This window comes from Rhodoplanes sp. (assembly GCF_013377085.1).
GTDB lineage: Bacteria > Pseudomonadota > Alphaproteobacteria > Rhizobiales > Xanthobacteraceae > Rhodoplanes.
Genome location: NZ_JACAAX010000025.1, coordinates 75,462 through 89,305, shown reverse-complemented (window position 1 = coordinate 89,305; position 13,844 = coordinate 75,462). Strand labels below are relative to the sequence as shown.

At 68.1% G+C, this 13,844-nt stretch carries 14 protein-coding genes; 3 read left to right on the top strand and 11 right to left on the bottom strand.

Annotated features, from left to right (window positions below):
- From HXX10_RS17745 to HXX10_RS17725, 5 genes are all read right to left on the bottom strand, one after another.
- The coding region (locus HXX10_RS17745; protein WP_296524124.1) for a transposase at positions 1-737 on the bottom strand (737 nt) is incomplete at its 3' end.
- Between the two features lie 660 nt (positions 738-1,397).
- The gene (locus HXX10_RS17740; RefSeq protein ID WP_296524123.1) at positions 1,398-2,378 is read right to left on the bottom strand and encodes a PAS domain S-box protein; all 981 of its coding nucleotides are present in this window, start codon (positions 2,376-2,378) and stop codon (positions 1,398-1,400) included.
- A gap of 690 nt (positions 2,379-3,068) precedes the next feature.
- The gene (locus tag HXX10_RS17735; protein WP_296524122.1) at positions 3,069-3,524 is read right to left on the bottom strand and encodes an FKBP-type peptidyl-prolyl cis-trans isomerase; all 456 of its coding nucleotides are present in this window, start codon (positions 3,522-3,524) and stop codon (positions 3,069-3,071) included.
- Between the two features lie 168 nt (positions 3,525-3,692).
- A complete protein-coding gene (locus HXX10_RS17730) occupies positions 3,693-4,889 on the bottom strand; it encodes an acetylornithine transaminase (protein WP_296524121.1) in 1,197 nt (398 codons plus the stop codon).
- A 307-nt stretch (positions 4,890-5,196) separates the two neighbouring features.
- On the bottom strand, positions 5,197-5,667 hold the full coding sequence (locus HXX10_RS17725) for a DMT family transporter (protein ID WP_296524120.1): 471 nt from the start codon (positions 5,665-5,667) through the stop codon (positions 5,197-5,199).
- 134 nt (positions 5,668-5,801) lie between these two features.
- On the opposite strand from HXX10_RS17725, the gene HXX10_RS17720 reads away from it, so the two are divergent.
- Complete coding sequence (locus HXX10_RS17720; RefSeq protein WP_296524119.1) at positions 5,802-6,335, top strand: MAPEG family protein; 534 nt, start codon at positions 5,802-5,804, stop codon at positions 6,333-6,335.
- Between the two features lie 109 nt (positions 6,336-6,444).
- Positions 6,445-6,975 carry a DsrE family protein gene (locus HXX10_RS17715; RefSeq protein ID WP_296524118.1) on the top strand — a complete coding sequence of 177 codons (531 nt, stop codon included), beginning with the start codon at positions 6,445-6,447 and terminating at the stop codon, positions 6,973-6,975.
- A 48-nt stretch (positions 6,976-7,023) separates the two neighbouring features.
- Here the strand turns inward: HXX10_RS17715 and clpS are convergent, their stop codons facing one another.
- The 5 genes from clpS to HXX10_RS17690 all read right to left on the bottom strand — a co-directional run bounded on the left by clpS (position 7,024) and on the right by HXX10_RS17690 (position 11,570).
- Positions 7,024-7,329: an ATP-dependent Clp protease adapter ClpS gene (gene clpS, locus HXX10_RS17710; RefSeq protein WP_296524117.1), complete on the bottom strand. Its 306-nt coding sequence runs from the start codon at positions 7,327-7,329 to the stop codon at positions 7,024-7,026.
- 239 nt (positions 7,330-7,568) lie between these two features.
- Positions 7,569-8,558 carry a tripartite tricarboxylate transporter substrate binding protein gene (locus HXX10_RS17705; RefSeq protein WP_296524116.1) on the bottom strand — a complete coding sequence of 330 codons (990 nt, stop codon included), beginning with the start codon at positions 8,556-8,558 and terminating at the stop codon, positions 7,569-7,571.
- A gap of 41 nt (positions 8,559-8,599) precedes the next feature.
- Entirely contained in the window at positions 8,600-9,193 is a 594-nt protein-coding gene (locus tag HXX10_RS17700) for a YbhB/YbcL family Raf kinase inhibitor-like protein (RefSeq protein ID WP_296524115.1), read from the bottom strand.
- 411 nt (positions 9,194-9,604) lie between these two features.
- Complete coding sequence (locus HXX10_RS17695; RefSeq protein ID WP_296524114.1) at positions 9,605-10,597, bottom strand: tripartite tricarboxylate transporter substrate binding protein; 993 nt, start codon at positions 10,595-10,597, stop codon at positions 9,605-9,607.
- Between the two features lie 148 nt (positions 10,598-10,745).
- The gene (locus tag HXX10_RS17690; protein ID WP_296524113.1) at positions 10,746-11,570 is read right to left on the bottom strand and encodes a hypothetical protein; all 825 of its coding nucleotides are present in this window, start codon (positions 11,568-11,570) and stop codon (positions 10,746-10,748) included.
- 138 nt (positions 11,571-11,708) lie between these two features.
- Here HXX10_RS17690 and HXX10_RS17685 point away from each other — a divergent pair, with 138 nt between their 5' ends.
- Entirely contained in the window at positions 11,709-12,752 is a 1,044-nt protein-coding gene (locus tag HXX10_RS17685) for a GMP reductase (protein WP_296524112.1), read from the top strand.
- A 598-nt stretch (positions 12,753-13,350) separates the two neighbouring features.
- Here HXX10_RS17685 and HXX10_RS17680 read toward each other — a convergent pair.
- Positions 13,351-13,698, bottom strand: coding sequence for a hypothetical protein (locus HXX10_RS17680; protein ID WP_296524111.1), 348 nt, complete (start codon positions 13,696-13,698; stop codon positions 13,351-13,353).
- Between the last annotated feature and the right edge of the window lie 146 nt (positions 13,699-13,844).

The window sequence follows — 13,844 nt, the reverse complement described above, 5'->3', positions numbered from 1 at the left end:
AGCCGGGCGTCCGCGTCGGTGCGCGACACCTGCGTCTCGCCGCTCGCCGCCAGCCGGTCGAGATCGGCCTTCAGGCTGGCCCGCTTCGCCATCAGGGTCGACATCTTCCGCCCGACGTCGCCGCCACCCCCGGTGCTGCGATCGTCGCCGTCCGGAGGAGCCGCCTCCGCGGCGTCGCTCGCATCGAGCGCCGCGCCGTAAGCCTCGATGTCGCGCTCGATCGCCGTAAGCTCGGCGGCGAGCCGCTTGCGCGTCGCGATGCTCCCCTTGCTCGCACTGCCGTCGAAGAACGCCCCGTCGATCGCCACCAGCGTGCCGCCCAAAAGGCCGAGCTCGCGGGCGAGCAGCACGAAGCTGCGGTTCGCCGCCTTGAGGGCAGCCCAGTTGTCCTGGCGGAACTTGGCGATGGTGCGATAGCCGGGCGTCAGCCCCCGCAACAGCCAGATCAGCTCGAGATTGCGCTGCGCCTCCCGCTCCAGCCGGCGCGACGAGCGGACCCGGTTGATGTAGCCGTAGAGATAGAGCTTCAGCAGGTCGGCCGGATCATACGGCGGCTGACCCGCACCGTTGCCCAGAACCGATGCATGCTGAAACCCGAGCTTCGCCAGATCGAGCGCCTCGACATAGGCTTCGATCGCCCGGACCGGATTGTCCGGTCCGACATAGTCCTCCACGCTCGGCGGCAGAAGACTGGGTTGCGCCCGGCTCACGCCGGCCTTGAATGGGCGATTCGTCATAAGACGAATCATACCTCGGCAAAGCCGCCGATTCTTGCCCAGCCTCGAAGCGAAATCCGGGGCTTTCTTGTCAGCGGCTGTCGCCGAACCCGGGTTTCGATGCGCTCGACCCGGGCTACAAAGATCTTGCGGCGCGACATGTTTCTTTCGCTGCAATGCGTCGTTATTGCCGCATCACCAGCTCTTCCGGGCATTCAAGCCTCCAGGAAAATCCCTCGGGCCGAAACGCAAGTCCGCCCACCGCCCCGTCGAGCGAATTTTTCGCGATGCGACTGAGCAGCAAGCGTAGCCCGGATCCTTCGTAGCAAGCGTAGCCCGGGTTCTTCGTAGGGTGGGTTAGGCGCGAAGCGCCGTAACCCACCGGTCAAATCCCACGTCATCCGCCGAATGGCGGGTTACGCGCCTTCGGCGCTGACCCACCCTACGCGCTTCTGAAATCCGGAGAACACCCCGCTGATCTCCTCCGGTTGCCCCAGGTCCGCAATCGCGTCGGCAATCGGGAGGAAATGAGGTCAGACCCCCCACACGCTCGACATACCGGCCATCGACTCCAAACCGTCAGCACGAACGAAAAAGGCCGCCCGGTGACGGGGGCGACCCTTTGCCTGTCGGCGATCGCGTAGACGACCCACCGCCTGTTTCTTTCGCTGCAATGCGTCGTTATTGCCGCATCACCAGCTCTTCTGGGCATTCAAGCCGCCAGGAAAATCCCTCAGGTCGAAACGCAAGTCCGCCCACCGCCCCGTCGGGCGAATTTTTCGCGATGCGACTGAGCAGCTTGTGCCCGAAGCCCTCATGGCGCGGAGGATCGACGCGCGGCCCTCCTTGCTCCTCCCAGGTCAGACGGAATCGCTTGGGCGTGTGCGCCTGGTCGACATCCCACCGGATCACGACGCGCCCGTCGGGAGAGGACAAGGCCCCGTACTTCACCGAGTTCATCGCGAGTTCGTGGAAAGCGAGTCCAATATTCTGCGCCGCCTCCGGATGGAACATTATCGCCGGTCCTGCCGCGTCTATGCGAGCGGCGATATCGGCAAACGGTTCAGTTTGCGCACTGATGAGCGCGTCGATCGAGGCGCCCGCCCAACCCTCCTCGACGAGGAGATCATGGCAGCGCCCAATCGCCATCAGCCGGTCCTCGAACAGCTTCTGGAACTCGCCGAAACTGATCGCCCGCTGGACCGTCTGGTTCGCGATGGCGAGAACGACCATCAGGAGATTTTTCGAACGATGCGACAGCTCGTTCATGATGAAGCGGATGTGCTCTTCGTTCCGCTTCCGCTCGCTGATATCGACAACGGAAGCGACCACGAAGGTCCCGCTGTCAGAGCGGAACGGATTGATGCCGATCTCCAACGGGAACTCGTCCCCGTCCTTCCGGCGTCCATACAGGTCGCGTCCAGATCCCATCGGTCGCGGTTGAGGGTTGCGCGCATATGCATCACGCAATCCCGCATGCCCCGCGCGAAACCGCTCAGGCATCAGAGTCTCGATCGGATTTCCAATCAGTTCGTCGCGAGAATAGCCAAAGAGCTTTTCAACGTGCGCGTTGACGAACATGATGCGCCCGGCGTGATCCGTAACGATCATGCCATTCGGCGCTGACTCGAACAGCAGGCGCAATTGCTCGTCGCTGATCATCGGCGGCTCTCCCCCTGCTATCGTGCGAGCCTACCGGCACCGCCTGCCGTCCGGCGAAACACGAGTCTGTGATATTTGGTCATTTTTTTTCGCGCGCCAACGCGCGCGTGTTTTCAGCTCAAATAACGCCCCACACGCCTCCTTTAAGGGCACAAGGCGCCTGCAATTGCGGTGACAGCAATTGTGGAGTCGAGGAAGGGCGCGGTGGCTCGAGCCATTCGGCAACGCTCCGTTTCCCTTCCCCGCTCATCGAACCGGACGTGCGGATTTCCCACATCCGACTTTCCGACAGACTTCACGAGGTTACGCGAGGTTACTGTGACAGCGAGGTTACGGTGAGGTTACGGTGAGGTTACGGTGACAGTGCACTCAATTGGGTTACGGTGACAGTGCACTCAATTGACTCCGGCGCATATACCCGGCGATCAAGCGATCCTCGCGGGGGCAATTGAGTGCACTGTCACCGTAATTCCTGTCCAAGTCGGTCGTCTTCACCGAGGAGGGCCTCGCCCGGGCGGTGGCCTTGCGCGACGCCATGTTCGGCCAGCCCCGCTGAAGCCGGCGTCGGGCGGGCAAAGGCGCGAGCCGCCCTGCCGACACGCTCCACCGGCCGATCGATGCGCCGACACCCGTGGGCATGCTGCGCATGCCCACCCTATGACCTGTGACCGCGCCTCCTCTCCGCGCCCCCTACTTCACACCCAGCAGCTCGACGTCGAAGTTCAGGGTGGCGTTGGGCGGGATGACGCCGCCGGCGCCGCGAGCGCCGTAGCCGAGCTCGGGCGGGATCACCAGGGTGCGCTTGCCGCCGACCTGCATGGTGGCGACGCCCTCGTCCCAGCCCTTGATCACCCGGCCGGCCCCGATCGGGAACTCGAACGGCTGCCCGCGGTCGTGCGAGGAGTCGAATTTCTTGCCCTTGGCGCCGTTCTCGAACAGCCAGCCGGTGTAGTGCATCACGCAGGTCTGGCCGCGGGTGGGCGTCGCGCCGGTGCCGATCTCGATGTCGGTGATGGTCAAGCCTGATGCGGTGGTCATGGTTTTTCCGGATTGTGCGTGAGCGGGGCGGACGAGGCCGGCCGAAACGGCCGATGCGGCGACGAGGCCGAGGACCGACAGGGTTTGTCGGCGGGTCGGAACGGGCATGCCTTCTCCTTGCAGGATGGTCGACGGCCGGACCCTAGCCCGAACCGGCCGGCGTGGCATCCGGATTTCGGCGGAAGCACCGTCCGGACGCAGCGAGCGGAAGCTAGGACGGAACGGGGGACATCCGGGACTCTCGATCGCTCCGGCGCACCGCCGCGCTCCGCCCGGCTACGGCGCCGCGACGCCGCCGAGGACGTCGCCGAGAACGCCGTCGAGGATCGAGATCATCGCGGCGATCTCGTCGCGGGTCACGTCGAGGGCCGGCATGAAGCGGAGCGCATCCGGCCGGGGCGCGTTGAGCAGCAGCCCGCCCTGGCGCGCCTGCGCCAAGACTGCGCCGCCGATCGGCCGTTGCAGATCGAGCGCGAGCAGAAGGCCCCGGCCGCGGACCTCGCCGAGGCCGTGCCGCGCCGAGAGCCGCTGCAATTCGCTGCGCAGAAATTCCCCGGCCTCCCGCACCGCCCGGAGAAACGCCGGGCGGCCGATCTGCCGCAGCACGGCGACGCCGACGGCGCACATCAGTGGATTGCCGTTGTAGGTGCCGCCCTGGTCGCCGTGCTCGAAGCACGACGCGGCTTCGGTGGCGAGCAGCGCACCGAGCGGGACGCCGCCGCCGATGCCCTTGCCGATCGTCATCAGATCGGGCGTGATGACGGCCTGCTCGTAGGCGAACAGCGTTCCGGTGCGGCCGATCCCGGTCTGGATTTCATCGACGACGAGCAGCAGGCCGTGCGCGGAGGTCAGGGCGCGCAGCGCCTGCAGAAACTCGACGGTGGCCGGCCGCACGCCGGCCTCGCCCTGGATCGGCTCGAGCATCACCGCGACGGTCCGGTTTCCGATCAGCGCCTTCACGGACTCGAGATCGTTGAGCCGCGCTTTCGGAAATCCCGACACTTTCGGCTCGAACAGCGGCTCGAAGGCTTTCTTGCCGGACGCCGACATCGCGGCCAGCGTCCGTCCGTGAAACCCGCCGTCGAAGGTGATGATCTCATGGGCGCCGCCGCGATGCAGCGCGCCGTATTTGCGGGCAAGCTTGATGGCGCCTTCGATCGCTTCGGCGCCGGAGTTGGTGAAGAAGACGCGATCGAAGCAGCTCTGCGCCACCAGCGCCTCGGCCAGCGCGATCGCCGGCGCATTGTAGAAGGCCGGGCTCGGCGTCAGCAGCAGCCCGGCCTGCTCGGCCAGAGCATCGGCGACCAGCGCCGGCGCGTGGCCGAGGCAGTTCACCGCCCAGCCCTGCACGAAATCGAGATAGCGGCGGCCGCTGTCGTCCCACAGCCAGGCACCCTCGCCTCTGACGAAGACGATGGGCGGCCGTGCCGTGATCTCCATCAAGGCATCGAACGATGGGGTCTGGATGGTCATGTCGGGCTCCTGATCCGGAATGAGCAGGCGGCCCGAAAGCAAGAAGGCCGCACTGCGGGGTGCGGCCTTCTCGAAAACGTGCTGACCTCAAATGTTCAGCATTGTCGTCGGACATGGCGCGACCCGGCATCGTCGAGCGAGCGACGGCGGAGTCCAGCGCGCAAGGTGGTCCGGTTCGACATCATGGCGGGGCCATACTGCCGGAGCGCCGGCGATGTCAAGCGCGTCGGGTGCCGCGCTGCCGCCATCCTGTCGCCGCCGTGATTCCCGCGCCACCCTCGCACGTTGCCGAATGCACGCGCCGCCGTCACGGCCCCTTCGGCTGGCCGGTGAGCTGCACCAGGGCGACGCCGACCACCACCAGCGCAATGCCGACGAGGCGAAGCGGCGTCGCCGGGCGCTCGGGGAATCCGACCAGACCGAAATGGTCGAACGCCACCGAGGCGATCATCTGCCCCGCGACCGCGACGGCGATGAAGGTCGCGGCACCGAGCACCGGCGCCGTGGTGATGGCAATGGCCAGAAAACCGATCCCGCACAGCCCGCCGACATAGACCCAGGTCGGGGCGGCGGCGAGCGCCGAGAAGGTCGGCGGCGTCACCCTGAACAGCAGCATGACCGGCACCATCGACAGCGCGCTGATGCTGGCCGACACCAGCGCGGCCGCCAGCGGATGGCCGAGCGCGCGGGCGAGCTGGGCATTGGCGCCGGCCTGCAGCGGCAGCGCGACGCCGGCGGCCATGGCGGCGATCAGCGCGACGAATGCTCCGAGGTTCATCGGGAGTCCTTTCAGTGCCCCGTCACCTGGCGACGGGCGGCCCGCTCGCGCAAGCGCAGTCCGCCAAAGATGCCGCCGCGCGCCGTCCGGGGTAGGCTGCGGACAGGAGTTTGCCAGCGACCGGGAGGCTGACAATGGCGTTGGATGCGGAGCAGCGCGGCGTCGCTCGCGGCATGGCGACGGGCGCCCTCGTCTCGGCCGCCGTGCTGGGCCTCGGCGCCCTGCTGCCCGCTGTGGCGCTGCCCGACTCCGATGCGACGGCGGACCGCCTCGCCTTCGCGCTGCGCTGCGATCTCGTGCTGGCGCTGTGGTTGATCGCCACCATCGGGGCCGTCGCCAAGGGGCGGTTCTTCTCCCCGAAGGACATCGGCGGCAGCGGGTTTGGGCCGCCGACCCCCAAAATGGCGATCGCCCGCGCCGTGCTGCAGAACACCCACGAGCAGGCGACCATCGCGGCCGTGGTTCATCTGGCGCTGGCGACCGTGCTGCCGCTCGACGCCATGGGTCTGATCCCGCTGCTGGTGCTGCTGTTCAGCCTCGGCCGCGCCGCCTTCTGGGCCGGCTATGCGGGCGGCGCCGCGGCGCGCGCCTTCGGCTTCGCCACGACGTTCTATCCGACCGCCTTCGGGGCGCTGCTGGCCGCCGCGCTGGTGCTCGCCGGCCTGTGATCCGTTCCCCCTTCGCGGGGACGCGCAGCCGTGTAGACTGGCGTCGCGGGACACCGACAACCAGTCAAAAAGCCGCCCAAAACGCCCGCGCGGCCATCGGGAGGAACGAATGACGACGTCCAGCCGACGGGGTTTCATCGGAAGTCTCGCGCTCGCGGGCGCCGCCTCCGGCGCGGCGCTCGCAGGCGCCGGGCGGGCCGGCGCGGCACCCGCCGCACTGCCGTTCAGCGCGTTCAAGAAAGACACGGATTTTGCCTGCGTCTACCACTGCGACTTCGGCGACCAGGCCCGCTTCGGCCAGATGCTGGGCAACATCAGCAACCACCTGTCGGTCTACGACTTCGACCCGATGCGGCTGAAGATCGTCGTGGTGGCGCACGGCCCGGGACTGAAGTTCTTCCTCGAGGACGTGTCCGGCACGCCGTGGGCGAGCCAGACGGTCGACCCGGACCTCTACACGCGCTTTGCCGGCCTGGCGAAATACGGGGTCGAGGGATACCTCTGCCAGATCACCTTCAAGCGGCTGAGCATCGACGTCGCCAAGGCGCGCAGCGACCCGTTCCTCAAGCTCGTGCCGTCGGGCGTGGCCTCGGTCGCCGAGTTGCAGAGCCACGGCTTCAGCTATCTGAAGATCGCCTGAGGCGGCGAAGTTCCGGTGGAAGGGCCTGCCGTCCGGCGCCGCCCGGCCCTATTCCTCGGGCTCGGTGGTGAAGAACAGCGGATAGCCTTGCGACTTGCCGAGCTCGATCGCCTGGGTGGCCTTGGTCTCGGCGATGTCGCGGGCGAACACCGCGACCACGCAGGCATCCTTGCGGTGGGCCGTCATCATCACGGCATGGGCCTGGTCGTCGCTCATGCGGAATACCGCCTTGAGCACCGAGACCACGAAGTCGCGCGGCGTGAAGTCGTCGTTGAGCAGGATCACCTTGTGGAGCGGCGGACGCTGCGTCTTGGTTCGCAGCGCCACACGCGGCCTCACCAGGGGCTGGCTCATGGCGATCTCCTGCACATCTGTACGGAATCAGCCACCTCGCCGTCGCGATTCATGCGCGGCCTTTGGCCAAGATCAGCATAACCCGGGGAGCCGGGATTGACCGTGACGGCCCGATCACGTTCCCGTGATCTAAACTGATCGATAACGGCCGGCCGAATCGTCGCCTGGTCCCGCCCAGGGAGCGGGCGTTCCGGGGACGCCGCGCGCGAAAACGCACGCTCGGCGCTCTGTCGGATCGCTCACTCCGGCTTGATGCCGGCCTTCTCGATCACGGCGCCCCAGCGCTCGGTCTCCTTCTTGACGTGCTCGGCGAGCTCTTCGGGCGTGCCCAGCCCGAAGCTCAGGCCCTGCTCGGTGAGCCGCGCCCGCACCTCGCTGTCGAAGGCCTTGCGGGTCTCGGCGTTCAGCCAGTCGATGATCGGCTTCGGCGTGCCGGCCGGGGCGAACAGGCCCCACCAGGCGCCGCCCTGCACCTCGGGCAGCCCGGCCTCCTTGGTGGTCGGCACGTCCGGCAGCGCCGCCACGCGCTCCGGCGCCGTGACGGCCAGCGCCTTCACCTTGCCGGACGCGATGTGCTCACGCGCCAGCGGCACGATGTCGAACATCATGGTCACCTGCCCGCCGATCAGATCCTGCAGGGCCGGCGCGCCGCCGCGATACGGCACATGCGTCATCTCGATGCCGGTCGCCTGCTTGAGCATCTCGCCGCCGAGATGGCCGGTGGTGCCTTTGCCCTGCGACGCGTAGCTGGCCTTGCCGGGGTTCGCCTTCGCCCAGGCGACCAATTCCGGCACCGTCTTGGCCGGGATCGACGGGTTGACGATCAGCACGTTGGGGGCGATCGCCACATAGGTGATCGGGGCGAAATCCTTCACCGGATCGTAGGTCATCTTGGCCGTGATCAGGTGCAGGATCGACTGGGTCGAGTGATAGCCGAGGAACAGCGTGTAGCCGTCCGGCGGCGAGTGGGCGACCATGTCGGCCGCGATCAGGCCGGCCGCGCCGGTCTTGTTCTCGACGATCACGGTCGCCTTGGTGTTCTCGGAGATCTTCTGGGCGATGACGCGTCCGAGCAGGTCGGCCATGCCGCCCGGCGGCGTCGGCACGACGAGCTTGATCACCCGGTTCGGATAGTCCTGCGCGGCGCCCGGGCGGGGCGACGCGGCGACGAGCAGCACGGCGGCCGCGAGGGCGGTGGCGAAGCGAAGTCCACGGAAGCGGGTCTTCATGGGGACGATCCTTGTGAGAGCAGCGGGCTCGGGAGCGTCGGTCAGTGGCCGAAGCGGCCGATCAGGCCGGTGGCGGCCTTGGCGTGCGATCCGATCGCCTCGAGGAGCTGCGGCATGGTCAGGCCCGGCTCGAGCGCGGTCGGCTCCAAGTCGGTGGCGATGATCGTGAAGACGTAGTGGTGCGGCCCCTGGGTCTTGGGCGGACACGGACCGAAATAGGTGCCTTGGCCGAGGATGTTCTTGCCGCCCGTGAGGCCCTTGAACTGGCCGTCGCCGGCGCCTTCCGGCAGCGACGTGACGGAGGCGTCGATCCCGTAGGCGAGCCAGTGCACCACGCCGAGGCCGTTCCGCCCTTCCTGGTCGTGCAGGATGATGGCGTAGCTGCGGGTGCCGGCGGGCGGGTTGGACCAGGCGAGCGGCGGGGACACGTTGTCGCCGACGCAGTTCGGATTGGCGGGGTTCCGGCCGGCGTTCTTCTTGGCCAGGAGCCCGTTGTCGGCGAAGGCCGGCGAGGAGAGCTGGAAGACGTTCGCCTGCGCGGCGGCAGGTACGGACAGCATGGTCATGATGGCAACCCCGCAGGCCAGAGCCGTCCAGGCGCCGGCGATCGTGTTCGGTGACTTGGTCGATTGCATCTGTCTTCCTCCGTTCGTTGCGTCGGCTGCCGCCGGCGGCGGAAGCCCGCTCGTTCTTGTGTCCGACGCGACGTCGGCGTCGTTCCCGAGACGGCGTGCCCTGCGGGACTGCGACAACCACGCGGGCGATCAGCCACCGCCGAAGCGGCACGCGCGAGCCTCCGGCCGGGCGGCGCGGGAGCGTTCGCGTTGCAGATGGATGTGTGACGTTCAGAAAAGTCGCGTCTTCCGCGAACACGCTAAGGTGTTCGTCGGTCGAAGGTCCAATAGCGAGATTTGGCAAGGCTATCGGGTTTCGTTATGGCTCGGCCGCGATCGGACAGCGGCTGCCGGCCCCCGCACGCACCCGCGAGCCGAACGGGGCCGCCCTCCTGTCGAGGACGGCCCCGCCCTGATCTCCGTGGTCTGCCGTCATTCCGGCTTGATGCCCGCCTTCTGGATCACGGCGCCCCAGCGCTCGGTCTCCTTCTTGACGTGCTCGGCGAGCTGCTCGGGCGTGCCGAGCGCGAAGGTGAGGCCCTGCTCGGTCAGACGGTCGCGCACCTCCGGCGTCGCGAACGCCTTGCGGACCTCGGTGTTGAGCCAGTCGATGATCGGCCTCGGCGTGCCGGCCGGGGCGAACACGCCCCACCAGGCGCCGCCCTGCACCTCGGGCAGCCCGAGCTCGGTGGTGGTCGGCACGTTGGGCAGCACCGGCGAGCGCTGCGGCGAGGTGACGGCCAGCGCCCGCACATTGCCGGCCGCGATGTGCTCGCGCGCCAGCGGCACGATGTCGAACATCATGCTGACCTGGCCGCCGATCAGGTCGTTCAAGGCCGGCGCGGCGCCGCGATACGGCACATGGGTGATGTCGATGCCGGTCGCCTGCGCGAACATCTCGCCGCCGAGATGACCCGTGGTGCCCTTGCCCTGCGACGCATAGGTGAGCTTGCCCGGATTGGCCTTGGCGTAGGCGATCAGCTCCGCCACCGTCTTGGCGGGAACCGACGGATTGATGATCAGCACGTTGGGCGCGATCGCCACATAGATGACCGGGGCAAAATCCTTCACCGGATCGTAGGTCATCTTGGCCGTGATCAGGTGCAGGATCGACTGGGTCGAGTGATAGCCGAGGAACAGCGTGTAGCCGTCGGGCGGCGAATGCGCGACCATGTCGGCGGCGATCAGGCCGGCCGCGCCGGTCTTGTTCTCGGCGATCATGGTCGACTTGGTGTTCTCGGAGACCTTCTGGGCGATGATCCGCCCGAGAAGATCCGCCATGCCGCCCGGCGGGGTCGGCAAGATCAGGCGGATCACCTGCTTGGGATAATCCTGCGCGATACCAGGACGGGGACAGGCAGCAAGCACGAGCACAGCGGCCGCGGCGGCCGCCGCGAGGCGTACCCAGGAGACAGTCTTCGTCATCGGAAAAGCCCTCGTTGGACGGGCGGCGGGACGAGACTCGCGAGCTTAGAGATTCTGTCGGGCGCCGCAATCGGAACGGTGTCGAAGCCGTCGTGCCGAAACGCCCCCCGGCCGACGCTTGCGGCCGGCCGCCCGCCGAATGCTCGCCCTATCGGCTCGGCACCTGCCGCATCGAGACGATGCCGGCGGTCGGCGTGCCGGCCTTGCCACGGGTGATCGCGACCCGCATGGCGAGGTCGAACGACGCGTCCGCCTTGGGGACGAACAGCGTCGCCCCGAGGCTCAGGCGGCCGCGCGCATCGAGGCGGGCCGGCGCGTCGCCCGACACCATGAACTCCCGCCCTTTGGTCTCACGCGGCATCGCCTGACGCAGCCTTGCCCGCGCCGCCGTCTCGACCAGCGGCAGCAGATCGAGCGTTCGCGCGGCGCCGTCCTTCGCCAGGGCGACGTAGCGGAGCGAATAGGTGCTCCAGCGGCTGTCCGCGATCTCGACGACGGCGCGCTCGTCCGGCGCCCACACGGCGCTCTCGGCCTGCCGGTTCGCCCGCATCTCGCCGGTCGACCAGTAGTGGCCGCCGAGCTTCGCCAGCACGGCCCCGTCGGCGAGCCGCACCAGCACGATGCGGACATTCTCGACGTCCGGCTCGCGCTCGATGCCGTCGGGGGCCCCCCAGGCGAAGGCATGGCGGCCCGAGGGCGACACCGTTTCGGCGATGACCCGGACCGCGGTCTCACCGGCCCCGCAGACCTGCCCGCCGAAGCGATCCGGCCGGCAGGCTTTTTCCGCGGCCTCGCTCTTGGGAGCCGTCTCGGGACCGGCCGGCTCGGCCGCGGCCGGTTCTGTCAGCCCCACCGCGACGAGGGCCGCGAGAAAGACGGCCGGCAGGACCGCCAGGCGGGACGCCTCGCGGTCGCGCCCGCCTGCCCTGCGCCGCGCGCTCAAAAGACGCAGGGTGCCCCGAGCGCCGCGCATGGCCAGATCTTCAGATTTCCGAAGCATTGTTTGCTACATTGCCCCGCTCGCCGCGCCGCCACCGGACGCTCCCCCATCCGTCGCGGACCATCCATTGCCGGTTCACCCCTTGCCGGTTCACCGGCCGGACTCTTCGCCATGCACATCGAAACCGACCCGAAGCTCGATTTCAAAGACGTCCTGATCCGGCCCAAGCGGTCGACCCTCTCGTCGCGGGCCAATGTCGACGTCACCCGGACATTCCGTTTCGTCCATACCGGCCACGAGTGGACCGGCTTCCCGCTGATCGCCGCCAACATGGACACGGTCGGCACCTTCAGCATGGCCCAGGCCTTCGCGCCGTTCGGCGCCATGGTGGCCCTGCACAAGCACTATCCGGCCGAGCGGCTGGTCGAGTTCTTCAGGAGCGACATCGCCGAGAACATCTTCTACTCGATCGGCATCACCGGCGACGACCTCGACAAGCTCGCCTTCGTGCGCAAGCAGGTGCCGGTCACCAAAATCTGCATGGACGTCGCCAACGGCTACAGCGAGCAGTTCCTGCAGGTGGTGAAGCGGGTGCGCGACGAGAACCAGGACGCCGTCATCATGGCGGGCGCCATCGTCACGGGCGAGATGGCCGAGGCGCTGATCCTGGCCGGCGCCGACATCGTCAAGGTCGGCATCGGCTCCGGCTCGGTGTGCACGACGCGCGACCTCACCGGGGTCGGCTATCCGCAGCTCTCCGCCGTGATCGAATGCGCCGACGCGGCGCACGGGCTGCGCGGGCATGTCTGCTCGGACGGCGGCTGCACGGTACCGGGCGACATCGCCAAGGCGTTCGGGGCCGGCGCCGACTTCGTCATGCTGGGCGGCATGCTGGCCGGCCACGACGAATGCGAGGGGCGGGTGCGCCACGTCGAGCGCGACGGCGAGAGCGTCGCGGTCGGCATGGAGTTCTACGGGATGTCGTCCGACACCGCGATGAACAAGTATCACGGCGGCGTCGCCGACTATCGCGCCGCCGAGGGCAAGACCGTCGAGGTGACGTATCGCGGCCCGGTCAAGGCGAGCCTGCAGGAGATCACCGGCGGCCTGCGCTCCTCGATGACCTATATCGGCGCCACCCGCCTGAAGGAGGTGCCGAAGCGCACCACCTTCGTGCTGGTCGGGGCGCAGCGCAACACGGTGTTCGACCGGTAGCGGCCACGCCGACCGCCGCCAAGGTCGCCGGGGCCGGCCGGATCGCGGCGCGGATCTGTCCGCCAACCCGCGGTGCCGTCGTCGTTTTTCCTCCCCGTCGGCGGCATCCCGCCCGGGCCACCGGACGGCCCGGACCGGGATCGTCAAAAAGCTGAAAAAATTCGACGGTGCGTTGGAACCGACTTGGGGGTCGCACGTTGTACCAGCAGACAAAGTTGCTGGTCCCCTTTGCCCCCCCTTCCCCCCAGCAGCCACGTCGCAGTGCCTTCGAGGCACCAAGGGCCGCTCATGTCACGGGGCGGCCCTTTTGCGTTGGCGAACGCCTCGCGGGGTCGGACCAGCGAGGTCGGATTTGCGCTGCTGGTCAAATGGGGGCGTCGTCCGCTTCAACTTCGATGTGGGACGCCGTCATCGCGAACGCCTCGCGACGCGAGGCTGTCCCGGCTCCATCGTCCCGGTCTGTTTTGCGGAGTCCGGGCACGCCGGCTTTTCGGCCAGCGCCCCGGAATGACCGGAACGCGATCAGCAAGTTCTCGCACGCAATGATACTGTGGCGGCCGAGCGCGGCGGGGCGCTTTCGCTCAAGTCCGCGACGGGCTCACCAGCGCCGCCAATTCCAGTACGGGTCGCGCCAATAGCCGCCGTCCCAGGTCGAGGGACGCCAGACCGGACCATAGCCGACGACCGGCGCCACCACGGGCGCGACGACCGGCGGCCGCCGGCCGACCAGATACGGCGAATACACCGGGGCCCAGTAGGCCGGGTAGTAATTCGGCGCGTAATAGGTCGGGGGATAGTAGCGCGGCGCATAATAGACAGGGCCGCCATAGACGGCGGGAGCGCAGTTCCAGCAGCCACCGCCCGCCGACACGGCCGTCGGCATCGCCAGCGCACCCAGTCCCACCGACAGGCCCGTGGCCAGGGCCATCATGTGCCGACGCGACATTGCACGATCCTCCCCGAGGTCTCGCCGACCGCCTCCGCAGCCCCGTCAAGGTAGGGCGCCGTCCGGCCGGCACACAACCGGCCTTGTACACGGATGACGCGGATGTGAGGTAAACAGGGGCGCTCGCCTGCAGCCATCCCGTGCAA

What these genes read in the sequence shown, in the direction of transcription:
- HXX10_RS17740 (WP_296524123.1), bottom strand. Translation starts at nt 2,378, where the DNA reads ATGATCAGCGACGAGCAATTGCGCCTGCTGTTCGAGTCAGCGCCGAAT.
- HXX10_RS17735 (WP_296524122.1), bottom strand. Translation starts at nt 3,524, where the DNA reads ATGCCCGTTCCGACCCGCCGACAAACCCTGTCGGTCCTCGGCCTCGTC.
- HXX10_RS17730 (WP_296524121.1), bottom strand. Translation starts at nt 4,889, where the DNA reads ATGACCATCCAGACCCCATCGTTCGATGCCTTGATGGAGATCACGGCA.
- HXX10_RS17725 (WP_296524120.1), bottom strand. Translation starts at nt 5,667, where the DNA reads ATGAACCTCGGAGCATTCGTCGCGCTGATCGCCGCCATGGCCGCCGGC.
- HXX10_RS17720 (WP_296524119.1), top strand. Translation starts at nt 5,802, where the DNA reads ATGGCGTTGGATGCGGAGCAGCGCGGCGTCGCTCGCGGCATGGCGACG.
- HXX10_RS17715 (WP_296524118.1), top strand. Translation starts at nt 6,445, where the DNA reads ATGACGACGTCCAGCCGACGGGGTTTCATCGGAAGTCTCGCGCTCGCG.
- clpS (WP_296524117.1), bottom strand. Translation starts at nt 7,329, where the DNA reads ATGAGCCAGCCCCTGGTGAGGCCGCGTGTGGCGCTGCGAACCAAGACG.
- HXX10_RS17705 (WP_296524116.1), bottom strand. Translation starts at nt 8,558, where the DNA reads ATGAAGACCCGCTTCCGTGGACTTCGCTTCGCCACCGCCCTCGCGGCC.
- HXX10_RS17700 (WP_296524115.1), bottom strand. Translation starts at nt 9,193, where the DNA reads ATGCAATCGACCAAGTCACCGAACACGATCGCCGGCGCCTGGACGGCT.
- HXX10_RS17695 (WP_296524114.1), bottom strand. Translation starts at nt 10,597, where the DNA reads ATGACGAAGACTGTCTCCTGGGTACGCCTCGCGGCGGCCGCCGCGGCC.
- HXX10_RS17690 (WP_296524113.1), bottom strand. Translation starts at nt 11,570, where the DNA reads ATGCGCGGCGCTCGGGGCACCCTGCGTCTTTTGAGCGCGCGGCGCAGG.
- HXX10_RS17685 (WP_296524112.1), top strand. Translation starts at nt 11,709, where the DNA reads ATGCACATCGAAACCGACCCGAAGCTCGATTTCAAAGACGTCCTGATC.
- HXX10_RS17680 (WP_296524111.1), bottom strand. Translation starts at nt 13,698, where the DNA reads ATGTCGCGTCGGCACATGATGGCCCTGGCCACGGGCCTGTCGGTGGGA.